Origin of the sequence: Acinetobacter sp. FDAARGOS_515 (assembly GCF_003938865.1) — a bacterium.
Lineage (GTDB): Bacteria > Pseudomonadota > Gammaproteobacteria > Pseudomonadales > Moraxellaceae > Acinetobacter > Acinetobacter ursingii.
In genome coordinates this window covers 1,608,360-1,632,209 of the sequence record NZ_RKIX01000003.1, presented here as the reverse complement: position 1 = coordinate 1,632,209, position 23,850 = coordinate 1,608,360, and the positions used below count along the sequence as shown (strand labels likewise).

Here is a 23,850-nt window from a genome sequence, read left to right as displayed (position 1 = left end):
CAAAAAGCCTTTGTCCAAATCTACAAAATTCGCTTTTCTGACATTTTTTTCATAACCGAGTATCAATGTATTTTTAAAGATGAGTAGGAATAATCCCTAGCATCGATACAGATAATCCAGAACTATTTCTAAATTTAGGATTAAAGACTATGCCAGCGTATAAAGCCCCGCTCCGTGACATTCGCTTTTTAATGAATGAAGTATTTGATTATGCTTCTCACTATAAAACGTTATCTAACGGTGAAAATGCCGATGCAGATACAGTAGATATGATTTTAGAAGGCGCAGCCGACTACTGTGAAAATGTACTTTCGCCGCTTAATCAAAGTGGTGATGAAGAAGGTTGTCATTTTGACAATGGTGAAGTGAAAACGCCAAAAGGCTTTAAAGAAGCTTACGACCAGTTCGTACAAGGTGGCTGGCAAGGTCTGTCTTATCCAGAAGAATTTGGTGGTCAAGGCTTACCAATGTCATTAAACCTGATCAAATCTGAAATGATGGGAACGGCAAACTGGTCATTTACCATGTATCCAGGTCTGAGCATGGGTTGTATGAATACCATCATACAATTTGGTACAGATGAACAAAAAGCGACTTACATGCCAAAGCTGGTTGAAGGAACTTGGTCTGGCACGATGTGTTTAACTGAACCACAATGTGGTACAGATTTGGGACAAGTTAAAGCTAAAGCAGAACCACAGGCAGACGGCACATACAAAATCTCTGGTACTAAAATCTTTATTTCTGCGGGTGAGCATGACTTAACGGATAATATCATTCATATCGTATTGGCTCGTCTTCCAGATGCACCTGCGGGTACACGTGGTATTTCATTGTTCATCGTGCCTAAATTCCTCCCTACTGCGGATGGCGGTGTAGGTGAGCGTAACGGTGTTGTTTGTGGATCAATTGAACACAAAATGGGAATTAAAGCTTCTGCAACAGCAGTGCTTAATTTTGACGGTGCAACAGGTTACCTGATTGGTGAAGTGAATAAAGGTCTGCATGCGATGTTTACCTTTATGAATACAGCCCGTATTGGAACGGCGGTTCAGGGTATTGCGCATGCTGAATTGTCTTTCCAAGGTGCGTTACCGTATGCCAAAGATCGTATGTCGATGCGTGCCCTTTCTGGTAAAAAAGATCCAGATAAAGTCGCTGATGCAATCATTCATCATGCCGATGTACGTCGTATGTTACTCACCCAAAAAGCCATCGCGGAAGGTGGTCGTTCAATGATTTATCATGCAGCACAACTTGCAGATAAAATGACCGACGCATTAATTACAGGTGACCAAGCTAAATTTGAAGACTATGACGACAAACTGGGCTTCTTTACCCCGATTCTAAAAGGTTTCTTGACTGAGCTTGGTTTGGAAGCTGCGAATCATGGTATGCAAGTATACGGTGGTCACGGTTATATTCGCGAATGGGGCATGGAGCAAATTGCTCGTGATGCACGTATCTCAACACTTTATGAAGGTACTACTGGTGTCCAAGCACTCGATTTGATTGGTCGTAAAGTACTGTTATCGTCTAAAGGTAAAGTCGTTCGTGACTATACTGCTGAAATTTTAAAATTCTGTGGCCGTCATGCACGTAACAAATACTTGCGTCGCTTTGCATGGGATCTCACCAAAATCTGTGCGCAATGGAATACTTTAACTGTCCGCATCATGCTCGCTGCACGTAAAGACCGTGACATCGTTTCATCTGCTTCAGTAGATTATTTAATGTTCTCAGGTTATGCCATGATGGCTTATTTCTGGGCACAACAAGCCGTGATTGCATCTGAGAAACTAGAAGCAGGTGACGGTAAAGAAACACCTGAATTCTATAAAGCCAAAATTAAAGTTGCAGATTTCTACTTTGATCGTTTGTTGCCACGTGCACAAGGTCATGCTGAATCAATGGTTACACCATCTCGTGCATTAACATCATTAGCACCAGAGCATTTTAGTTTTGACTACTAAGTCTCGTTAAAACTCCAGTGATCAAAAAGGATGCCTTTGAGGCATCCTTTTTTTTACTTTTACTTTCTATTTCCATCTAATCAGTAAGCTTAGTCAGGATACGGCTTTTCTGAGGTAAAACGAAATTCTCACCCAAATTTCTACGGTTTTCGCCATTATTTGTATTTTTAATTTTATCCAGATCGGTTTTTATACGTTCAGAGTCGATAATTTTAAAATAAAGGTTTCCTCCACCAAAAACACTGACACTAATTTCTTTCTGAGCACTATCGATTGTCCACGCATCTGGCTGAGATATTTTAGTGTTTTGTCTTTCATCGATCACGATCCGCCCTGTACTAATTCTTTGGCGGTAAGCCGTTCCATCCTGCAATAAGCTGATCACATAATCAATCTGTCCTTCAGGCTCTTTGCAAAGCGCAACTGGATCAGAACAAGGAATGTGTACATGATAACGTCCAGTATATTTCAATGCCTCTGGAGACAATGACGTAGACTTTTTCTGATTCGGCGGTGTTTCAACTGGCAATGTTGCCTGACCAGCGACATCCACCAATTTACTGCCCTGATCTTCGTCATCATGAGCGGAATCTTCTGCAACGGATGACGCTGCCATAGGATCGCTTGATGCAATATCAGGCTGAGCATGATGTTGATCACATGCTGATAATCCGAGACTGAATAACAACACCAATAGCAACCGTGTTTGCATCAACGTAAACCTTACCGAAGCGTTTTTTGAATAAGACATAGATGAGTATCTTTAGCGTTTTCCTCTATTTTCAGGGAAATAACGCCATATCATAAATTTAAGATCATGATTATGTTCTGGATCTCACACTGAGAGATTGATCTTATTTAAAAAATTCAAATTCTGCGTGAAATTGGTGCAAGTTTATCTATTTCAGCTTTTAGTCAGTGATTTTGCTTACATAAAATAACGATTTTTTAGCTTATATACCTTTAAAGCGTTGAGATCTTCCCCATTTTATAAATTACATACCCAAAACATAAATTGGAGATGTATTTATTTTTATCTGAGGAGATATTCTGAATGGCCAATACTGGTTTATATCGTTCTAACCGACAACATTTGATCGCCGGTGTCATGGGCGGTATTGCTGAACGTTTTGGTTGGAATGCAAATTTATTACGGCTTATTTTCGTCATCATTTCGGTCATGAGTGCTGCTTTCCCTGGCATATTGGTGTATCTGATTTTATGGTTGGTTATGCCCAAACAAACTGAACGTCTGCCATATCAGCAAAGCTATCAGCAGCCCATTCGAACAGTACATGAAGAACAACGGATGAGACGTTAAACCCAACATCATTTGACCTTGTTATTCTGGTCGCTACGATTGTGATCCCCCTAAAATGCAATCGTAGCTTTTTTTTGGCTAAAAATGCTCAATCAACCTGATGACGCTTGAATATGCACTAACTGCTGTTGTAATGCGGCAATCATATCGGCACGGCTAATAATTCCAATCAATTTTTGATCCTGAACCACAGGAATATAGTTAAACGATTTTTCCACAAAATAAGGCACCAAATCCTGAATAGGTTGTAACGGCATCACCGTTACCACTTTGCGATTCATAATTTGTTTGACCAGATGCTCCCATGAAGCTCTCGGATCTGCCGCGCGTTTAAACCATTCCACCACATCATATAAAGCCAATGTCCCCACAATATGATTATCCTTGTGAATAACAGGTAAGCTCATGAGATTATTGTATTTAAATTTATCTAGTGCTTTATGAATATCATCATTTTCATCGAGTGTAATAAGGTCTTTACTCATAATATCCTGACATCGATAGACATTGACTTGGCGTTGGTGGGCTAGCTCCTGCGCTTCCAAGATGATTTTTTCCAGATCGTATTGGCTAATATCGAGCAACTCTGTGTGTTCATGCAGTGCACGTTGAATATCTTGTGGCTGAATACTGACCTTTTGTGTCGGTGTCGGGTCTTTAGAACGTGAATTAAGATGTTTTGGATAAGGATAATGTCGGCCAATCAATCGATTAAAACACAAGGCAAATGCCAGCAATAATACTGAATTCAGTAACACTGGGTATATCACAAAGTTAAAACCTAAACGGTGAACAGCCTCTCCGCCTAACACCGCGGTGATTGCAACTGCGCCACTGGGAGGATGCAATGAGTCGCTAGTCATCATCAGAAAAATAGTGAGACCTACTGCCAAGCTAAATGCGCTCGTTAAATCTGGAATCCACGTGGAACACGCGACTCCCACAGTAGCAGCAATAGTATTCCCGATCAGCATATTCCACGGCTGCGCCAAAGGACTTGATGGGACAGCAAATAACAAAACAGAGGATGCCCCCATCGGCGCGATATACCATGGATTTATGCCACCCAAGACATACCAGCTAATGAGTGAAGAAATGGCTAAACCACATAATGCGCCGATGCTACAAAAAAGTCGTTCTTTTAAAGGAAGAATCTTGAAATTTGGTTTTAAGGCTGAAAGCCAATCTTGCTGTATATCTCTCACCGCTCACCTAGGTTTTGATCTTGCCTGAGTTACAAAAGTATAAGCGGATTTTTCTTAAAAATGTATTTGTATTATATCTTAAGAGAATCAGAAAATTTGCTCATCATTTTAATTGATGTATTCCTGTAGTTGTTCTACCCGATGTTGATATTCAAGCATTGGACAAAATCCATACATTGGAGAACCTATATAATCCCCTGCATTTTGACATTCCTGATCGACATATTGTTTCCAAAGCTGCTGTGACTTCATAATCTTGTTATATCGCTCAGGACTTCCAGTTGTTTTGATCTGATCTAGCAATTGTACAATCTGCTTTTCATAAAGACCTCTGGCGTATCCACTACAGACGTCTACCACTGCGTTATTAATACTCGGAAAATGCTGCTTCTGTATCGTTTCTTCCACGCATTGGCTATATAAATCTGACTCAACAGGATTCTGCGCATTTGCAGTTTCTACCAAGAAAATTAGGCTCAGTAAAAATAAGCTATTTTTGAGCTTGGTCATCTCTCCCTCCTTTTAACTTGCATGCTGTTTGAAAAAATTCCAAACCACTTGCGTCGCATCAAATCCTTCATCTGCCTGATCAGCAGTTGGCCAGACATGTTGCCCCTGATCAATATCATAAAGTACGACATCAGCTTTGCAGTTTAGATTTTTTTCAATCCTAAAATGTGCTGTTTGCTCTATAAAGCCTTTTGTTTGACATTGATTGACCGTCTTCCAGTAATTCATCGCATAAGCAACCGATTGAAACGGTTGTTGCTGTGCTTTAGCAACAAATCGAGTTGGGCTTATTCCTCCCTGAAAAGGCACCACCGAATCTTTTTCACCATGAATCATTAAAATAGGCACTGCATCTTTTGCTATTGCTTCATCTCCAAATAATGCACCTGACACGATCGCGACAGCAGCCAGTTGTCGCCCCATGTGGATGGCTAATTGATGCGTCAACATTCCTCCATTTGAAAAACCCACTACATAAATTCGATGCGGATCAAGCAGTGCATGCTGCGATGCATCTTTTAGAACCACCTGAATAAATTTAATATCATTTACCTGCTTCTGCACGGCTTGACCACAACAACCGTATGCATTCCATGTTCCCATTTTGCTATTTGCACCTATGCCTTGTGGCGTAATTAAAATAAAGTTTTGTTGTTGTGCAATGGCTTGCCAGCGTTTCAGCATTTGATTGGCATTGCCTCCTCCGCCATGTAATGCAATCACCACTGGGCGAGCAGATTGCCTTGCAGAAGATGGGATATATAATTGATAGCTGCGCTGCATAGCATCAACTTGAAGATATTGTGATGATAGCGAATTGTTCTCAGTTGTTCTTTGTTCAAATTTTTGCTTTATTTTTTGTGCAAGTGGCCGCTCTGCCAACCATGCCGCTTGAGCTGAAAGGGTATGCATGATCAGGGCAAAGACACCGAATATCGCGCACCATCGTTTAGATATTTTTCTGAAGTCGGCCATGTCGATTAACCTTTGTGTTTATTTTTAGCTCTAATCTACGCCTAAATTCAGCAGAAAAGATGAAGTTTAATCTCCGCTATTTTTTATTCGCAAGAACTCGACAGAACCTTTGCCACTCCCCTTTAAAATCCTTATACTTGAACGCAATTTTTCTTTGATTTTATTAGTGGATGCACCATGAGTCGCGCCATATCGCATATTGATACCTTTCAGGGCTTAATTCTTGCCCTACAAAACTATTGGGCCGAACAAGGCTGCGTCGTTCTACAACCCTACGACATGGAAATGGGTGCAGGTACATTCCATACCGCGACCTTCTTACGTGCACTTGGCCCTGAAACATGGAATGCCGCTTATGTGCAACCTTCGCGTCGTCCGAAAGATGGACGCTATGGTGAGAACCCAAACCGCTTACAACATTATTATCAATTTCAAGTGGTACTTAAGCCAAACCCAGACAATATCCAACAGCTTTACCTAGACTCCCTCAAGGCGATTGGGATTGACACTCTGACTCACGATATTCGTTTTGTCGAAGATAACTGGGAATCTCCAACACTCGGCGCATGGGGCTTAGGTTGGGAAGTCTGGCTCAATGGTATGGAAGTCACTCAGTTTACTTACTTCCAGCAAGTCGGCGGTGTTGAGTGTTACCCAGTCACAGGTGAAATTACCTATGGTTTAGAACGTCTGGCGATGTACCTACAAGGGGTTGATTCGGTTTATGACTTGGTCTGGACTAAAGGTCAATTTGGAACCGTGACCTATGGCGATGTGTTCCACCAAAATGAAGTGGAACAATCGACCTATAACTTTGAATATGCCCCTGTCGAGAAATTATTTGAATTATTTGATTTTTATGAATCAGAAGCAGTTCGTTTAATTGAGGCAAAACTGTCTTTACCTGCCTATGAACAAGTGGTTAAAGCATCGCATACCTTCAACTTATTGGATGCGCGTGGCGCAATTTCAGTCACCGAGCGTCAACGTTATATTTTGCGTGTAAGAACTTTAGCTCGCGCCATTGCGCAAAGTTATGTTCAGGCGCGTGCCGAACTTGGCTTTCCAATGGCAGAGCCACATTTACGTGATGAAGTTTTAGCCCAACTCAAAGCACAAGCAGAAAGTGATGCAGCCAAAGCGCAAAAAGCGGAGAACAAATAATGAGTCAACATACGGTCTTATTTGAACTTGGCTGTGAAGAGCTGCCACCAAAAAGTTTAAAAACATTACGTGATGCGCTACAAGCAGAAACCATCAAAGGTTTAACCGATGCGGGCTTAAACTTTGCAACAGTGGAAGCCTATGCTGCACCACGTCGCTTGGCTTTAAAAATTGTGGATGTTGATGGCGCTCAGGCGGATACACAAAAACGCTTTGATGGCCCTGCGCTTCAGGCTGCTTATGATAGCGAAGGCAAACCGACCAAAGCCCTTGAAGGCTTTATGCGTGGTCAAGGGATTGAGGCGGATCAAGTATCGACCTTTCAGGCTGGTAAAGTTGAGAAAGTCTGCTACTACAAAGACATCAAAGGCCAAAGCCTTGATGAATTATTACCAAATATTCTACAAACGGCGTTAGACAATTTACCGATTGCTAAACGCATGCGTTCTGCTGCAAGTCGTACCGAATTTGTCCGTCCAGTAAAATGGGTCGTATTACTTAAAGATGATCAAGTCATTCCAGCTACGATTCAGGATCATTCAGCCAGCAATGTGACCTATGGTCATCGTTTCCATGCGCCTGAAGCTATCACTTTGGCGCATGCTAATGATTATTTGACTGCACTTGAAAACGCCTATGTCGTGGCTGATTTTGCCAAACGTCAAGCCATGATTCAGCAGCAAGTGAAACAATTGGCAGATGAAGTTAATGCGAGCGCGATTGTCCCTGCTGACTTGCTGGACGAAGTCACAGCGTTGGTGGAATGGCCAGTTGCGTTACGTGCAAGTTTTGAAGAACGCTTCCTTGCTGTACCACAAGAAGCTTTGATCACTACCATGCAGGACAATCAAAAATATTTCTGCCTGGTCAATAGTGAAGGCAAACTACAACCTTACTTCATTACTATTTCCAATATTGAATCGAAAGATCCAACTCAAATCATTGAAGGCAATGAAAAAGTCGTACGTCCACGCTTAAGCGATGCAGAATTCTTTTTCTTGCAAGATCAAAAACAACCGCTTGCTAGTCGTAAAGACAAATTAGCCAACATGGTGTTTCAGGCAGAACTTGGAACACTCTGGGATAAATCACAGCGTATTGCCAAATTAGCTAGCCAAATTGCCACGTTGACGCAGGGTGATCGCGCTGCCGCAGAACAAGCTGGTCTTTTGGCAAAATGCGATTTGACCTCTGAGCTAGTTGGTGAATTTCCTGAATTACAAGGCACTGCGGGAACCTATTATGCACGTTTGGAAGGTTTACCAAGCGAAGTTGCAGATGCGATTGCCGAGCAGTATTTACCACGTTTTTCAGGTGATGTTTTACCGCAAACTCAAACGGGTACGGCACTTGCACTGGCAGATCGTTTAGATACCTTAGTCGGTATTTTTGGCATTGGTCAAGCACCGACAGGTTCAAAAGACCCGTTCAGCTTACGCCGTGCTGCGATTGGTGTATTGCGTCTATTGATTGAAAAAGAGTTGGATTTGCCATTGGTAGAACTGACCAAAATCGCTTCTGAAAACTATCATGGCAAGTTACGTGAGCCAGTCAAAGCACAACATGAAGCCTTGAACTTTATTGAAGCGCGTTACCGTGCCATGTATGAAGATCAAGGCGTTGCCATTGATGTGATTCAATCGGTTCAGGCATTATCACCAAAATCACCACTCGATTTTGATCATCGCGTTAAAGCGGTCAATCATTTTAAAACTTTGCCAGAAGCACAGGCATTGGCGGCTGCCAATAAACGTGTGGCCAATATTTTGGCGAAAGAAGGTCAGATTGTCGGTGATGTGGATGCCTCGCTGTTAGTTGAAGATGCTGAAAAAGCATTATTTGCTGCACTGCAAAGTGTGACACCTGTGGTACAACCGTTGCTTGAAGCACATAACTATACCGATGCCTTGTCTCAATTGGCGTCGTTACGTGAGCCGATTGATGCATTCTTTGACAACGTGATGGTGATGGCAGAAGATCCAAAGCTTAAAGCCAATCGCTTGCGTTTACTGGCGCAGTTGCGTGGTTTATTTAATGCGATTGCAGATGTGAGTATGTTGCAGGGTTAATAATTCTTGTTTTTTAATATAAACCTCGCTATAAATTAGCGGGGTTTTTTCATAGATTAAAAACTTATGGTTATATTTATTAAGTAATCTCGATTTATCAACGAAGCGTGTTGACATAAGACAACAATCTAATAAAATATTCAAAAGGTCTTTTCTTCATAATGAGTAAGCATCCTAATAAACATATTGAAGAAGCCATTCAATATGCTATGGAAAATGGTTGGTATGTAGTCGAGTCAGGGAAATCCGCTCACTCATTTTGTAGATTGAAATGTGTTTATGGACATTCAGAACATCAAATGAGTATTTGGAGTACACCTAAAAGTCCAGAGAACCATGCGAAGCAAATCAGACGTAAAGCTGATCAATGTAAAGGTAATGATGAGAGGATTAAAGAATGACTATTTACCATTTTACGGTCATAGTACGAGATGCTTTTGATAGTTTAGATAATCTTGAAGATCAATTCTTTGAGGCTGGCTGTGATGACGCGCTGTTATGCAGTTATAACGATACAATCTATTTAGAGTTTGATCGTGAAGCTACAAATGCACAGACGGCAATTACATCTGCTTTAGCAGACATTCGAAAGCTTGGCTTTAATGACCTGATTGTTGAAGAACATGGTTTCGCCACATTAGCTGAAATGGCTGAACGTGCAAACCTAACACGCCAAGCTCTATCACTATATGCCTTAGGTAAACGAGGTAAAGGCCAATTCCCAAGACCAATGTACGGAGTTACTACACCGAAGTCTGCATTATACTCTTGGCCTGAAGTAGCAACTTGGTTACATCAACAAGGTACATTGAATGATGCAACATTCGAAGTAGCAACAACAAGAATTTAAAATAATAATAAAGCAATGCACACTCTAGGAAAAGCTAGAGTTTAGACGCGTTCATTTAAAAGGCATTTACACAGAATTTTTTACAGCGTCATTTTTCATTTATAACTATTTATCTTTTCCAATTCATCCACCCAATACTACCCACAATCATTAATCCTCCAATCAATACATAAATCGACGGCCGTTCCCCCAAAAACAAGATAGCAATGCTCATAGCCACCAAAGGCGTACAATACAAATAATTTGAAGCCTGCATTAACGGTATTTGCTTAAGCACATAGCCCCAAAGCACATATGCCAAAGCACTCGGAAAAAGCCCCAATAACAACACCGCAAGATTTGCCTGCCAAGTTGCCTGTTGAATTTGCACAAGCACATCAGGACTATAAAACAATAAAGGCAAGGTACCGAACCAGACCACATAACACATCATACTGATCGAGTCATAAGGCAGATCAAATTTTTTATACAGTACAAAATAAATCGCCCAACACATTGCTGCGAATAAAATCAATAAGCTATGTGCATTTGGCAACACTAAACCCCGATCGCCACTGACCACTAAAATTGCACCAGTTAATCCCATCACAATACAGACACTTTGTTTCAGTGAAATTTTATCTTTAAACACCAATGCTGAAATGATCAAAGTAAACAAAGGGATCGACTGACTTAAAATACTTGAAGCCGTTGCGGTGACATACTGCTGTCCAGTATTGATCAAAACGTGATGCAAGCTCACAGAAAATAATCCCAATATGAAGAACAAGGGAAGATCACGTATTTTGGGAATCACAATTCCTTTCTGAAATGCAATCACAGCTAAAACAGCCGAAGCAATCACAAAGCGTAATAACGCAATATGTTCAGGTGAATAGGATAATAAAGCGCTATGCACCCCTACAGGCGAATAGCCCCAACAGATCACCACCAAAGCAATAGAGAAATAAAGTTTGAACTGCTGATGATTGAGCAATGAGATGTAAAAGTGATGCATTAAAGCTTACCAGACTTGGGCTTAGTTGCATCATAAAGCGATAGATGATTGAGTAAAATTAACTTATATTGAGCTTATCATTCATTTTTATTCAATCATAAACGATGGATATACAACAACTCAGAATATTTCAAAGCATCGTGGAATGTGGCAGCATGGCTCAAGCTGCGACTAAACTGCATTGTGTTCCCTCCAATATCACCACTCGTATTAAACAGCTTGAGCAAGAACTCAAAGCCCCTCTTTTTTTACGTGAAGGAAAAACCCTTAAACTCACTGCTTCTGGTGAGATTTTTCTGGAATATAGTCAAAAAATTTTGGCGTTATGCGATGAAGCTAAGCGTAGTATTCATCCTGATGCAGCTCCATCTGGGCCATTAAGAATTGGTGCAATTGAATCTTCAGCAACGACTCGCCTGCCGCGTTTATTGGCTCAGTATCATCAACTGTATCCCGATGTTTCCGTTCAAATTACGACAGGAACATGGAAACAACTTTTACAGGATGTCGCTCAACATAAACTGGATGGTGCCATTGTCGCGGGACAGATAAATTTCCCATTGCTCCATCAACTTGAAATTTATCAAGAAAATATGGTACTGATTGCGCCAACATCCATGGGCGAAATTCGTTGTCAGGAAGATTTGATCGATAAAGAAATTTTTATGTGGACTGAAGGTTGTCCTTATCGTGCAGCACTCGAAGCATGGCTTAAATTAAAACACTTGTCCTTACCCATGACAGGTATCGCAAGTTACGCTACCATTATTGGCTGCGTCAGTGCGGGTTCTGGTGTTTCTTTGGTTCCTAAAAGTTTGTATGAACAATATCAAGGTCTCAGCAGTATTCGCGGTTTTGATTTTGCGCATTTATCCTCAATTCAAAATCAATTTTTCTGGCATCAAAACGTTCAATATCATAAAGCCAGAGATGCATTTATTACGCTATTAAAAACAGAATTTTCAAATAAAAAAATAGCTTAATTTTTTTATTCACCACTCTCGCTGAATGAACAAATATGGTTATACTGATAGCCAATAACAACACATGTAAGCACTTGAATGATGAAACTTAAAACTCTTTTTTTAGCAACTGCTACTTGTTTAACCCTTACAGCCTGTTCAACGACTCCTCCTGTTCCAGAAACCACTGTAGGTGTGATTGAAGAAGTCAGCAATATTAAAGCCTTTCCTGATACCCAAAATAATAAGGCAAAATTGATCAAGCTGGGTGATCATTGCAACATTGAATTTACAGGTATTATGGATGCAGGTCGTGCGCGTGAGAACTGGGTATTTAAAGGCAATACCTTAATCTCTGCGGGAACGGTGATCGTGGCTAAAGATGGCACCAGTTCAGCCAAATCTTTTGACCTGTATGACAAACAAGTTCAAGCAAACTTCCTTTCACTACGTGACAATTTCAAAAAAGAAAACGTCGCAGCTTGTGAATAAGACTTACTGTTCTGCTCTTAATGCAAATTAGGGGCAAACTATTTCATTATATTTATCTCCTTCACTGTATATTGCTTGTAGCAAGCTGTATCAGTTTGATCTTTTTTATTCTTAAATTCAGTTCATGCGCTAAGATAACCCACATTCTAGAATCAAGAAAAAGGATGGCTAAAAATGCTTAAGCATGCCCTTTATGCTGCAACGCTCAGTTTGGTTACTTTTTTACCTATTGCAGCAAATGCAAATGAAAGCGTGACATCTACATCAGATCAACCCAAAACCATGCCTTATGGTGATAACCCCAATATCTTTCGGGTACTGACCTATAAAACTGGGCAAAGCATTAGTCGTTTAGGAAATTCGATTCAGCGCGGCGCAGATAAGTCTTCCGCTAAAATCAGTGAAAAATGGCAGGAAAGCAAAGCTTATGGCTCAGAACAGTCCCAAGTGGCACAGCAAAAGGCCAATGAAGCAAAGACCTACACTGAACAAAAATGGCAGCAGACCAAAGATGCTGTTGTGGGTACCAACGGCGGTACTGTTCCGATTGAACAAGGCAGCTTAAGTCAGTCCTCAGCAGAACCAGCGACTGCTAGAGTGGCAGTTGCTGCTCCTGCAAGTTCGGTCAGTCCATCTACGACCAATCCAGCAACATCGGCTGCGCCATTGCCCGAAAGTGCGAATCCTTAAATCTTTGGGAGGGCTAAGCTTCAGGCATTCACCTGACGAATCATTTGACCGGAAATAAATCCTTGCGCATTTTCAGCCAATTGCTCCACCATACGTTGTCTGGATTGCACACTGCCCCATGCAGAGTGTGGGGTAATAATTAAATTCGGAAGATTGGCATCCAGTAGCACATTACCCTCTCTAGGTGGCTCAACAGTCAGCACATCGGTGGCTGCACCCGCGATCTTTCCTTGCTTTAAGGCATCAACCAAATCAGCTTCATGTACAATGCCACCCCGCGCACAATTGATTAAAAAGGCTGAATTTTTCATCAGCTCGAATGCATTGGCATTAATCAAATTTTGAGTCTCGGGTGTTAATGGACAATGTAAGCTTAAAAAATCCACTCGTGGTAACAATTCATTCAGTTCTAAACCATTTTCATGTTTTGGTCGGTTGGGTAAATTGGCAATTAAAATCTGCATGCCAAAGGCTTGAGCCAAACGAGCAACTTCCTGTCCCAACTCGCCATAACCCAAGATTCCTAAGGTCTTTCCAGAAAGTTCAAGTATTGGATAATCCAAAAAGCAGAATTGCGAAGATTGCTGCCAACGCCCTTGTGTAACCGCACGATCATAACGAATCAGTGAAGTAGCCAATGCCAACATCAGCGTCAGAGTATGCTGTGCAACGGATGCCGTGCCATAGCCTTGACAATTACACACCACTATCCCTTGTGCTTTGGCCGCTTTCAGGTCGACGTTATTGGTGCCTGTGGCAGAAATGAGGATCAATTTTAACTTTGGAAGCTGTTGAATTGTCTCGGCATCTATAACAACTTTATTGCTAATGGCCACCTCAACATTACTCAGTCGCTCGATCACCTGTTCAGGTGCAGTACTTTCATATAACTGAAGCTCATTAAAACAAGCCCGTAAAGAGCTAAAATCCAGATCATTCATGTCCAGAGAACCATAATCCAAAAATGCAGCAGCTAAACTCATCATGTACTCTTGTGTAAATTGGCTATTTAAAATAAAAAACTTATCACGAAAATTCTATCTTGTTTTCGCCAGATACAAAACTTATGATCAAGCTGAAATGGCAAGGGATGCAGCGTATTTTTCCTCAGCTTGAAAATTTTAACTTTGAGTCAAATTCATTGATTTTTCTGTCTCCATAATTTCTCCTCAACTTTATTCACGCAGTTAACCACTTGTAATTTTTTGAACTAAGTCACACAAATCAAAAATTGTTACTTATGATAGCAATGTCGATCACTCAATCATCAGGCTGAGTGGATTCACAAAAGGAAAGAAAAATGAAAATGATGAAAACCGCGATTTTAACTGCAAGTATTTTAGCTTCGGCAAGCATCTTTGCTGGCAATGCTTCTGTCAATGTTGGTGCAAATGCTCAAGTCGAATCAGATGGCATTCTTAGTCGTATTGGCCATGGGGTAACACAGGGCGTTAGCAATACCGCACATGCGGTTCATTCAACAGCAGTTAAAGCAACTGATGCCACGATTGATGCGGGAAGCCATGTAGCGCACAAAACCCATGATGTTGCAGTGAGTGCCAAAGATAAAACCGTCAATTCCGCAGAGAAAGTAGGTGATAAAAGCCAACAAGCTTGGCAGGATACCAAACGTGGAACCAAGAAAGCCGTAAATAAAACGGAAAAATTCACTGCTGAGGAAAAAGCCAAAGCTGAATCTCGTTGGAATGCAAGCAAGAACACTGCAAATAGTGGCATAAGCGCAAATACAAATGCAGGGGTAAAAGTGGGTTCAGTCAACGCTAATGCGGGTGTTGCCACCAATGCGTCTACCCACAATTTAGGCGTTCAGGGGCAAGCTGGGATTGAAAGACAGCCAACGGCGCCACAAAATTCAGCGACAAACTAAATCGGTAAGCGCAAGATTATTGTAGGATGGAATAACACAAAACATGAAAAGGGGATGACCTAGGTGAATACTAGTCATCCCCTTTTCCTATCTGGATAATGGCTTTAAATATATTATTAAATCGTTTTAAACTTTTCTGCATCCTGAATAGAATTTTCAGTGAAAGTACATATTCCATGTTCATCGCTATTAAGACTTAACTGCTTATAACTCAACACAAAATAATCAGCATATTTTTTAATGAGGATCGGACTCATATCGGTTGTTAATGCATCGTCGTCCTTAAACAACTTCATGACTCGTCGATCATTCATCGCCACAATATAACGTTCGGCATTGATGACAATTTTAACAATCCCACTACTTTTCGCATGAATACCAATCAGGTATTTATTATTGAGTTGCACAGCATCTGCCAAATAGCTTTCAAGCTTATGGCTGATCAGATTAAATACCAAATGATGTCCAAAATTATCCTGTAATTGATCATTGGCTTCTTGCTGTGACATCGGCAAATTGACCTTGATGCCTAGTTTTTGTAAATCCTGTTCTGTGACCTGACGTCGACTTAACATGACACGAGTAATCAGTTGTTTTAAGTTAGCATCAAAATATTGATCATCCAGATGAAGCTCATTATTTCTCAAAATTCGCCCCAGTGCGGCACTGTGTCGCGACATCAAATTTGCAATGACGGTACGATAATAAAACTTGCTATTTTTCTTTACACTGCGCATTTGCTGGTAAAAATAGCCTTGATCGTATGAATGACGAATAAAATCATTGAGCAAACTAGAACTTGCCAACACTGAAAGTGCTTCATGTCCAGTAAAGGGAAGTTTTAAGGTCAGTAAATTTGGAATCACTTTTTTGATTTTTAAATAATGTTCACGATCTTCTTTATAGTAAGGATCATAGACCACGATATATTCAGCCTGAGCTGAGAGATCGGTCGCTTGAATCTGCATATCGCGATTTAAATTGACATCAAAAAACTCGGCATAACGACGGTCTTCAACTTGCTGTGGATCAATACTAAATTGGGGAACAAAAGCAATCACGCGATTCATTTTCAGCAATTTAGAATATTTAATCGCAGCATAGCCTCCCATCGAACCACCATATCCCACAATATGTTCAAACTGATTCAGTATGAGCTGTACACTTTCCATCATCTGTTGCATGGACGCTTGCGGAAACCATGATTTAAGTTTGGGCATAATACCCAAGACGTTGTAATCATATTTAATTAAGGATTTTTCGGCATTAATGGTCAAACCTTTGGCACGACTAATTAAATCTCCAAATGAAATCACCAGTTCGCTAGATGTTCCTTTTAGAAAAATAACCCGTATATGTTCGTCTTCAAAAATAATTTGCTTGTCCATTAGGCTACCAAAAATAATGACTGGCTCAGTTCCAAACGCCCTGCTCTACAGAACAACGCGGAACTTGTTATTTTATAAAGACTGAGATAAGAAAACAGGGCAAAAGCTACCACAATGTTGCAATCTTGTTGAAACTTCCTATATACATATACGTCAAAAAAGTTATCAGCAAAATTAAAAAAGTTATCCACAATTCATTCAAATTGCATATTATTTCAGCAATTTTATTTTGCACTCATGGCAGTTGATCATCACATCTTCAGCCTGAAATGTCTAAAAATGATCATCAATACTGTTGAAATATTAAGCCTCAACCGAATTCAATCAAACACTTTGCCTTTACGCCAATAGCCCATAAAATTCAGGCAGTTTTTATCAATACCACAATCCTGAATTAAAAAACGGCGTATCGCCAAAACAGCCGCCGACTCAGCGGCAACCCATGCATAAAAAGTTTGCTGTGCTTGCTGTTCATTTTTAGTCAGCCACAATATTTGCTCATCGACATTAATATCTTCTAATTCAACTTGTTGCTGCTGTGTTGGTTTAAATAATTGCTGAACCGTTTCAATCAAATGATGTCCAGGTTGCTGTCCCTGAACACGATGAAACCATTGCACTTTTATATTCGGATGTGGCGTGAATGCGATCCGATCTAATTCAGACGGCATTTCAATATACACATTGACCTGTGCCGGTGTATTTTGTTGAACAAGTTCTTCAATAATTCCCGAAACTGCCGGAAGTGCCGTTTCATCCGCCATCAGTAAAATTTGACGCGCGTGTTGTGGCGGTTGCCATTCAAATCCTGCTTGATCACCCTGCCAATGCGCATTGGGAGCAGCCATTTGTAAATAGTCACCAATCTTTGCCTGTTCTGCCCACGTAGATGCAGGCCCTGTCGCGCCATGCATGGCAAAATCGATATCCAATTGTTTTTGTTGCGGTCTTAAATGCCGAATGGTATAGGTACGCATCGGTGGACGAAGCTGTTCAGGCAACTGTCGATAGTGCTGATACCATTCAGCATGATTTTCAATCCATTGTGTTTGTTCAGGATTGCCTATTATGGGAAAAAATAATTTAACTCGCTGATCAGGTGCATAACTTGACACCTGATCCAGTTGATCTCCTTGAAAGGTAAATCGAGTCAGGGTTGGGGATAATTTTTGAATTTGAGCTAATTGCATATTCACAATCAAATAAGGCTGTGCCTGATTCATGATCACATCCTCATATAGGAAAAGTCATTTCAATATAGCATCAAAAGATAATGATTATCAATTTCATCATCATACTTGTATTCACATTTCCATCAAGAAGATATGATCTGAACCCGATCACCAAGCTTTAAAATTCCTCATATACAGCAGGGTTTTGATTGGCTAAACGACCATCTGCGCGAGTCAATTGGGTGATTCTCTGCATCTGCTCGTCACTCAGACTAAAGTTAAAAATTTCCTGATTGGCCAATTGGTTTTTATCGCTACTGGCCTTCGGAATCGGGATTACACCCAGTTGATGTTGCCATCTTAAAATCACTTGCTGCACCGAATAATTCAGCTCTTGAGCAATCTGCTGCAACACGTCATTTTTAATGACCTCACTGCCCCGCCCCAAAGGACTCCACGCCATCGTCAAAATCTGCTTGGATTGATCATATTGACGCTGCGCTGCCTGATTAAAATAGGGATGTAGCTCGACCTGATTAATCACAGGCAATATACCTGTTTCACGTTTTAAGGTATCAATATGCTCAGGCAAAAAATTACTGACACCAATGGATTTGATCAAGCCCTGCTTTTGTGCCTCAATCAGCGCTTGCCATGCCTCAACGTATAATCCCTGTTTGGGATTTGGCCAGTGAATCAGATAGAGATCCAGATAATCCAGTTGCATACGATATAAAGATTCTTCAATGGTTTCCATTGCCTGTTTATATGGATGACGACGGCCTGGTAACTTAGAGCTTATAAAAACTTCTTTGCGCTCTAATCCAGATTGCCGAAATGCTTCACCCACAGCGCCTTCATTTTCGTAGTTAAACGCCGAATCCAACAGACGATAACCATTGTTCAAAGCACGTAACATGACGTCAACCCCTGCTTTGCCTTTTAATGTATAAGTACCGAAGCCAAGTGCAGGAATCTGATGTCCATCATGAAGTTTTAAAGAAGGAATTTTAATCTGCTGAGTCATTTTTTCACTCTTTTAGGTATGCATTGTATTAAAGTTTTAACATGTAAAACCCTACAGCTCTGCTGTATCCGCATATAAAAATGTTATAAAACTCATCGAATTGTATGAAAAATGCTATTTTCTAAACGCGTCTTATAGATACAGGGTTCATAATAGCAAGAGATTATTTGCATTAAAAAAAGACGATTTTGGGTCAACGCTTATGAAACCGATTCATCATGCTGCACAGCAAGGATTTAGTCAGGCTGCCGAACTCTACCAACAGGTTCGACCTGATTATCCAAATGAAATTGTGAACTGGCTAAAGCAGGAGTTGCAATTAGATCAAAGCTCGTGTGTTGTGGATTTAGGTGCTGGCACAGGTAAATTCATCCCTTATCTTGAGCAAGTGACCTCAGATATTATTGCGGTTGAACCTGTTCAAGCTATGCGTGAACAGTTGAGCCTTGCACACCCTGACGTTAAAACACTCGACGCCCATAGCACTGAAATTCCATTGCCCCCTCAAAGCATCGATGCGGTGCTATGTGCGCAGTCATTTCATTGGTTTGCCAATATCGAAACACTCAATGAAATCTATCAACTTCTCAAAATTGATGGGCATTTAGGGTTGATCTGGAATCAACGTGATATTGAAGTCAACTGGGTCAAGGCACTGGCAGATATATTGCAACTGTTAGAACAAGATACCCCTCGTTATCACAGTGGCGACTGGAAAAAAGTATTCGAGCATCAATTTTTATTTCGACTCGAAAGTGTCAAAGTTTATTCTCAAGTTCAAAAAGGGACCGTTGAGCAAGTGGTGAGTCAACGCTTGCTGTCCACCAGTTTTATTGCTGCGATGACTGAAAAACAACAGCTCGAACTGAAACAACAATTTGAACAAGTCGTCTATGAATTCACGGGTAAACAACCACAGGATGAGATTGAATTCCCTTATATCACCTACGCTTACCACTTTAAAAAAATCTAATGCTAATCAAAACTCAATAAGGAAAACATCATGAGCATCCAAAATAATAAGCCCTTGCAGATATTGGCTTTGGTTTTAGGTAGTACATTGCTACTCAGTGCATGTAATAAAAATGATCAAAGCAAAACAGCACCATCAACTGAACAACAGACCTATGAACATCAAGCAAATGTAGATCAGTTAAAAACACCACCGATCAAAGAGTTTCCTACGACAGAACAAGATACTCATGACATTGCGTTGTTAGATGAGTTTGATGAAAAATTCACTGCCATGACGGATGATATGGACAATGAACTAGCAAAAATGCAACAGGATGGAAGCTTAACCCCTGAATTTGAACGTAACCGTAAACTCGATCATATTCAGTCGGCACTGACCATGCTAAAAGATTTAGATTTAAAAACAGCACAAGGACGGTATATTCAGGGATTGTTATATCAATACTGGGAAAATCAGGGCAAGTTAATCAATGAACAAACCAGTTCTGCCAATGCTCAGAATCAGAAAAAAGCCGCAATCAATGTGCAAGATCTGAGTGATTATTTACATGCTCAGGAACAATTAAAACACTGGAAAGACCAACAAAAGCCAGCATAAAAACCACATAGAAACGAAAGCAGCGACATTATTCAAAAGAGCTGTGTCGCTGCAAATCATTTTTTAAGGCCTGAGCAGGCGATTAAATTTTTTGACGCTCAATCCACTGAATCGAATGCACTCGAAATACTTCACAAGCTCCATCACCCACACCGCCGGGAGCAAGCGATGACGTCCACACCAGATTATTATCCTTGACTTCAACCAATTCACCTTTCAATCGAACCAAATCACCACGTTTGACTTGGGTAATCTGTTTAGCAATATCTGGGTTAGCAGGAATAATATGCATATTCGACACCAGTTTCATGGCCTGATCTGGCGGCACAGGGAGTGTTTGCATACTCCAATTTAGATAGCGATCGTACTGATTAATTTTAATTTGTGAGGCAATTTCAGGATGCGCAAATAAACCATAACTGACAGCAAAATCGATCGGAGAGAATTTTGCCTGTTCATCATTACGATATTGTTTAGAACCCAAAATACGAAAATCACCATTAAAAGGTTTTAACACTGAAATAGACTGACCTTTAACCGCTGGAGCCAATCCTCGCGCAATGTTGTAGTCACTGGAAGTCGAGGCAGTCACCTGCCCAATACTCAATGCCACAATCAATCCGATACCTATCTGCTTGAGCATATCAACTCCTCCACTAAAACATCACAATATTCATTTTGATCTTTTTATCATAGGCTTAAATTTAATAAAAATTTGCAAAATTGGGTAACAATAAAGACAAATTTAGTCTCTTTTTGTGGCGAAAAGACACGCCGAACTCTCATCTTCAGATGCAAATAGACCATAATAAATAGCATTAGATCGCAGAAAAATCATTGATTCACCTAATCGTCAAAATCAATTCTAAGTGTTTCGAAACGGACTCGACCTTCTTGCACCGCTTGTGCAATCGCTTGCTGACCTTTAGTGAGTCGTGCGCCTCCACTTTTAATATCCATCAGAATCACTTCGATATCTTCAGCTCGACCTTCACCATCACGGAAGTCGGTATAACCATCAAATACCACATAATCCACTGGATCACCTAGAAATTTGGCATCACTCGGCAGATAACGAAATTCTGGCATAATCGGGGCAAGCTGTTCCGCCATTTTGCCTTTTAAGACTGCACGACTGGTATTTACACTGCGCTTTTGTGCCTGCGCCAAAGCCTGCTGATGTTCAAGCTCAAGTTCGCTAATATATTGTTCATATTCTGCCCGAATACGTCCATTTCGAGTATTTGAAAGAATCAAGGTGGTGATGATGACACCAATACATGCTCCTATTAACATTGCCATCCAGATGGACATGAATTTACCTACTCTAAATTTGGTTCATAATTTAAGGTCTAAATATTTTAACGTTTAAACACTTTAAATAAGCTGAAGACTTTTGTCATGTGTAACCTTTCAATGCTAAAAAGATGCTAATCTAATCCAGTAAATCAAGAATATATCTCGGGCATGAAAACGATACTTATAGCAAATCAAAAAGGCGGATGTGGTAAAACCATTACAGCAATTACACTGGCTTCGGCACTGGCGCAAAAAGGATATAAAGTTGCGCTAGCCGATGCGGATAATCAAAAATCAGCGCTGCAATGGCTCAAACAGCGACCAAAGACCGCAGCAACGATTCAGAGTTTGGACTGGCGTCATGAAAAATCCATTGGAGATGCGCCTAAAAATATCGATTATCTGATTATTGATGCGCCAGGTGCCTTATCAGGTGAACAGGCTGAACAACTGATTAGTGAAGCGCATGCGATTGTCACGCCACTTCAACCTTCTTTTTTTGATATTGATAGTACCAAGCGTTTTTTAAAACATTTACAGGATATTAAACGAATTCGCAAAGGCAAGGTTGGAATTCATTTAGTAGCCAATCGTATGAAAGCCAATACCTCAAGTAGTAAAGATATTCAGCAGTTTTTTGAAAAAATCGAACAACAGCCTGTCGCTACAATTTCTGAACGTAGTGCTTATGGTCAATTGGCCATGCAGGGTTTGAGTATTTTTGATCGATCTCAAAAGAATTTTTTGTTGTTACAAGCACAATGGCAACCGCTGCTCGATACTTTAATTGAAGATCCGACTGAATGGTTTTAAGCACAGGCTGCAGGTTTATAAGCTACAGAAAATGTTGGCATTCATTTTAACAACGTAATGAAACTCAACATTTATTTTCGGATGGTTTTTTTTCAGTTAAGATAATTTGCCTAATATTTAATACATAGAGAGTTCAGTGCAACAATACGCGCCCACGTTACAACGAGCTTTATTGTTCGGATTACTCATTATCCTGCTTTTTTTGGGATTTAATATCCTAAAATACTTTATTGTTCCTGTGGTTTGGGCGGCCATTATTGCCTATATGACTTGGCCAATTTATCTGTGGGTACAGCGTTTGTGTGGAGTGCATCGCCCAAATCTGAATGCCTCGCTCATGATTTTACTGATTATTTTGGTGATTGGTGTACCGCTGACCTTTGGCATATTTATGCTGCAACACGAAGGTCGCAATCTTTTTTTTGAACTACAAAAACAAATTTTCTCAGGTCATTTAGATGTTCCAGATTTTATTCGTGAACTGCCGATTATTGGAAAGGAAGTTTCACGGATCCTCAATGACATCAATAATGACCCTAATAGTATTACCCAAAATGTAGCCGCGTGGATTCAGGGGCATATGGGCTATGGGCGTTTTGTTTTAAGTGAAATTAGCCGAAATCTGGTTAAATTGGGTTTTGCACTTTTATCACTCTATTTCTTTTACCGTGATGGGCCGATTATTTTAAGTCAGGTCAGTAAAGCCATGGAAATGGTCATCGGGCCACGGGTTCATCATTATCTGGACACCATTTCTGAAACCACTCGTGCAGTTGTTTACGGTGTTGGTTTAACCGCAGTGGCTCAGGCAATTTTAGCAGGACTCAGTTATTTTGTAGCAGGTGTGCCAAATCCAATGGTTTTGACCATTGTCACCTTTTTATTGGCTTTGATTCCTTTTGGAACGCCTGTGGCATATACCTCTGTCGCCCTTTGGTTGTTTTCCCAAGATCATATGATGGGTGCGATTGGTGTGATGCTATGGGGTGTTTGTATCGTCAGTACTTCCGATAATGTGATTCGCCCTTTGGTGATTTCAGGTGCAACCAAGATTCCATTCTTACTCATTATGTTTGGTGTCTTAGGTGGTTTGGCGAGTTTTGGTTTGGTCGGATTATTTATCGGCCCTGTGATTTTGGCGATTTTGCTTGCGATCTGGCGTGAATGGTTACATGAAAATATTGAACCTGAACCAATGCCGAAAACCACCATGATTTATGATGATCTGGACGATCCTAAAATTTAATTTTTGAATATTTTAGAGTCTACAAGCGAAGGGTTGAAAAGATTAATCATCAATCGAATTCACCCTTTTCTTTACTTAGACTTCTATATGTAAAATTAAATTGATCTTGATTCAATTGTTATTTATATCTAGTCTATGGTGTTGATAGGCATCATCGACTAGACATTTTTATTTGGGGCTTACAAAAGCATTTCGCATAAACCGTATTCTGTTAATTTTAATAATTCTTTAAAGTG

General features: G+C 40.5%; 25 protein-coding genes. 14 read left to right on the top strand and 11 right to left on the bottom strand.

Going from position 1 to position 23,850, the window contains the following annotated elements:
* The first annotated feature begins 149 nt into the window (after positions 1-149).
* Complete coding sequence (locus tag EGS47_RS09270) at positions 150-1,973, top strand: acyl-CoA dehydrogenase C-terminal domain-containing protein (protein WP_119686753.1); 1,824 nt, start codon at positions 150-152, stop codon at positions 1,971-1,973.
* Positions 1,974-2,049: 76 nt separating this feature from the next.
* Here EGS47_RS09270 and EGS47_RS09265 read toward each other — a convergent pair whose 3' ends face one another.
* Positions 2,050-2,685: a hypothetical protein gene (locus EGS47_RS09265; RefSeq protein ID WP_004985258.1), complete on the bottom strand. Its 636-nt coding sequence runs from the start codon at positions 2,683-2,685 to the stop codon at positions 2,050-2,052.
* Between the two features lie 342 nt (positions 2,686-3,027).
* Here EGS47_RS09265 and EGS47_RS09260 point away from each other — a divergent pair, with 342 nt between their 5' ends.
* Entirely contained in the window at positions 3,028-3,294 is a 267-nt protein-coding gene (locus EGS47_RS09260; protein WP_004985253.1) for a PspC domain-containing protein, read from the top strand.
* Positions 3,295-3,386: 92 nt separating this feature from the next.
* Here the strand turns inward: EGS47_RS09260 and EGS47_RS09255 are convergent, their stop codons facing one another.
* The 3 genes from EGS47_RS09255 to EGS47_RS09245 all read right to left on the bottom strand — a co-directional run bounded on the left by EGS47_RS09255 (position 3,387) and on the right by EGS47_RS09245 (position 5,984).
* The gene (locus EGS47_RS09255) at positions 3,387-4,499 is read right to left on the bottom strand and encodes an HPP family protein (protein ID WP_104795175.1); all 1,113 of its coding nucleotides are present in this window, start codon (positions 4,497-4,499) and stop codon (positions 3,387-3,389) included.
* 108 nt (positions 4,500-4,607) lie between these two features.
* Positions 4,608-5,009, bottom strand: coding sequence for a lysozyme inhibitor LprI family protein (locus tag EGS47_RS09250; RefSeq protein WP_004985251.1), 402 nt, complete (start codon positions 5,007-5,009; stop codon positions 4,608-4,610).
* 12 nt (positions 5,010-5,021) lie between these two features.
* Entirely contained in the window at positions 5,022-5,984 is a 963-nt protein-coding gene (locus tag EGS47_RS09245) for an alpha/beta hydrolase family esterase (protein ID WP_125269566.1), read from the bottom strand.
* Between the two features lie 177 nt (positions 5,985-6,161).
* On the opposite strand from EGS47_RS09245, the gene glyQ reads away from it, so the two are divergent.
* From glyQ to EGS47_RS09225, 4 genes are all read left to right on the top strand, one after another.
* The gene (gene glyQ / locus EGS47_RS09240; protein WP_004985249.1) at positions 6,162-7,148 is read left to right on the top strand and encodes a glycine--tRNA ligase subunit alpha; all 987 of its coding nucleotides are present in this window, start codon (positions 6,162-6,164) and stop codon (positions 7,146-7,148) included.
* On the top strand, positions 7,148-9,217 hold the full coding sequence (gene glyS / locus EGS47_RS09235) for a glycine--tRNA ligase subunit beta (RefSeq protein WP_125269565.1): 2,070 nt from the start codon (positions 7,148-7,150) through the stop codon (positions 9,215-9,217). The genes glyQ and glyS overlap by 1 nt, the downstream gene beginning before the upstream one ends.
* A gap of 161 nt (positions 9,218-9,378) precedes the next feature.
* Positions 9,379-9,618: a hypothetical protein gene (locus tag EGS47_RS09230; RefSeq protein WP_004995177.1), complete on the top strand. Its 240-nt coding sequence runs from the start codon at positions 9,379-9,381 to the stop codon at positions 9,616-9,618.
* On the top strand, positions 9,615-10,067 hold the full coding sequence (locus tag EGS47_RS09225) for a hypothetical protein (protein ID WP_005001971.1): 453 nt from the start codon (positions 9,615-9,617) through the stop codon (positions 10,065-10,067). The genes EGS47_RS09230 and EGS47_RS09225 overlap by 4 nt, the downstream gene beginning before the upstream one ends.
* A 109-nt stretch (positions 10,068-10,176) precedes the next feature.
* Here EGS47_RS09225 and EGS47_RS09220 read toward each other — a convergent pair whose 3' ends face one another.
* Positions 10,177-11,064 (bottom strand): DMT family transporter, encoded by an 888-nt coding sequence (locus EGS47_RS09220; RefSeq protein WP_005001970.1) that lies wholly within the window; start codon positions 11,062-11,064, stop codon positions 10,177-10,179.
* A gap of 104 nt (positions 11,065-11,168) precedes the next feature.
* On the opposite strand from EGS47_RS09220, the gene EGS47_RS09215 reads away from it, so the two are divergent.
* The 3 genes from EGS47_RS09215 (at position 11,169) to EGS47_RS09205 (ending at position 13,208) form a co-directional block, all read left to right on the top strand.
* Positions 11,169-12,047, top strand: coding sequence for a LysR family transcriptional regulator (locus EGS47_RS09215; RefSeq protein WP_119686745.1), 879 nt, complete (start codon positions 11,169-11,171; stop codon positions 12,045-12,047).
* A gap of 81 nt (positions 12,048-12,128) precedes the next feature.
* Positions 12,129-12,518 (top strand): hypothetical protein, encoded by a 390-nt coding sequence (locus EGS47_RS09210; protein ID WP_004985234.1) that lies wholly within the window; start codon positions 12,129-12,131, stop codon positions 12,516-12,518.
* A 174-nt stretch (positions 12,519-12,692) separates the two neighbouring features.
* The gene (locus tag EGS47_RS09205) at positions 12,693-13,208 is read left to right on the top strand and encodes a hypothetical protein (protein ID WP_005001965.1); all 516 of its coding nucleotides are present in this window, start codon (positions 12,693-12,695) and stop codon (positions 13,206-13,208) included.
* A gap of 20 nt (positions 13,209-13,228) precedes the next feature.
* Here the strand turns inward: EGS47_RS09205 and EGS47_RS09200 are convergent, their stop codons facing one another.
* Positions 13,229-14,191, bottom strand: a complete 963-nt coding sequence (locus tag EGS47_RS09200) for a 2-hydroxyacid dehydrogenase (RefSeq protein ID WP_005001963.1) — start codon at positions 14,189-14,191, stop codon at positions 13,229-13,231.
* A gap of 317 nt (positions 14,192-14,508) precedes the next feature.
* Here EGS47_RS09200 and EGS47_RS09195 point away from each other — a divergent pair, with 317 nt between their 5' ends.
* Positions 14,509-15,096, top strand: coding sequence for a hypothetical protein (locus tag EGS47_RS09195; protein ID WP_005001960.1), 588 nt, complete (start codon positions 14,509-14,511; stop codon positions 15,094-15,096).
* Positions 15,097-15,212: 116 nt separating this feature from the next.
* Here the strand turns inward: EGS47_RS09195 and EGS47_RS09190 are convergent, their stop codons facing one another.
* The 3 genes from EGS47_RS09190 to EGS47_RS09180 all read right to left on the bottom strand — a co-directional run bounded on the left by EGS47_RS09190 (position 15,213) and on the right by EGS47_RS09180 (position 18,683).
* Positions 15,213-16,484 carry a hypothetical protein gene (locus EGS47_RS09190; protein ID WP_005001957.1) on the bottom strand — a complete coding sequence of 424 codons (1,272 nt, stop codon included), beginning with the start codon at positions 16,482-16,484 and terminating at the stop codon, positions 15,213-15,215.
* Positions 16,485-16,804: 320 nt separating this feature from the next.
* Positions 16,805-17,707: a siderophore-interacting protein gene (locus tag EGS47_RS09185; RefSeq protein ID WP_005001953.1), complete on the bottom strand. Its 903-nt coding sequence runs from the start codon at positions 17,705-17,707 to the stop codon at positions 16,805-16,807.
* A gap of 127 nt (positions 17,708-17,834) precedes the next feature.
* Positions 17,835-18,683: an aldo/keto reductase gene (locus tag EGS47_RS09180; RefSeq protein WP_005001950.1), complete on the bottom strand. Its 849-nt coding sequence runs from the start codon at positions 18,681-18,683 to the stop codon at positions 17,835-17,837.
* A gap of 202 nt (positions 18,684-18,885) precedes the next feature.
* Here EGS47_RS09180 and EGS47_RS09175 point away from each other — a divergent pair, with 202 nt between their 5' ends.
* Together EGS47_RS09175 and EGS47_RS09170 are read left to right on the top strand one after the other, a co-directional pair.
* Positions 18,886-19,656, top strand: a complete 771-nt coding sequence (locus EGS47_RS09175; RefSeq protein ID WP_005001949.1) for a class I SAM-dependent methyltransferase — start codon at positions 18,886-18,888, stop codon at positions 19,654-19,656.
* A gap of 30 nt (positions 19,657-19,686) precedes the next feature.
* Positions 19,687-20,256, top strand: coding sequence for a hypothetical protein (locus EGS47_RS09170; protein WP_005001947.1), 570 nt, complete (start codon positions 19,687-19,689; stop codon positions 20,254-20,256).
* Between the two features lie 82 nt (positions 20,257-20,338).
* Here EGS47_RS09170 and EGS47_RS09165 read toward each other — a convergent pair whose 3' ends face one another.
* Both EGS47_RS09165 and EGS47_RS09160 read right to left on the bottom strand, forming a co-directional pair.
* The gene (locus tag EGS47_RS09165; RefSeq protein WP_005001946.1) at positions 20,339-20,899 is read right to left on the bottom strand and encodes a hypothetical protein; all 561 of its coding nucleotides are present in this window, start codon (positions 20,897-20,899) and stop codon (positions 20,339-20,341) included.
* Between the two features lie 203 nt (positions 20,900-21,102).
* Entirely contained in the window at positions 21,103-21,570 is a 468-nt protein-coding gene (locus EGS47_RS09160; RefSeq protein ID WP_004995192.1) for a Holliday junction resolvase-like protein, read from the bottom strand.
* A gap of 153 nt (positions 21,571-21,723) precedes the next feature.
* On the opposite strand from EGS47_RS09160, the gene EGS47_RS09155 reads away from it, so the two are divergent.
* Together EGS47_RS09155 and EGS47_RS09150 are read left to right on the top strand one after the other, a co-directional pair.
* A complete protein-coding gene (locus tag EGS47_RS09155) occupies positions 21,724-22,368 on the top strand; it encodes a ParA family protein (RefSeq protein ID WP_005001945.1) in 645 nt (214 codons plus the stop codon).
* A 136-nt stretch (positions 22,369-22,504) separates the two neighbouring features.
* Entirely contained in the window at positions 22,505-23,614 is a 1,110-nt protein-coding gene (locus tag EGS47_RS09150; protein ID WP_005001943.1) for an AI-2E family transporter, read from the top strand.
* Positions 23,615-23,850: the final 236 nt, after the last annotated feature.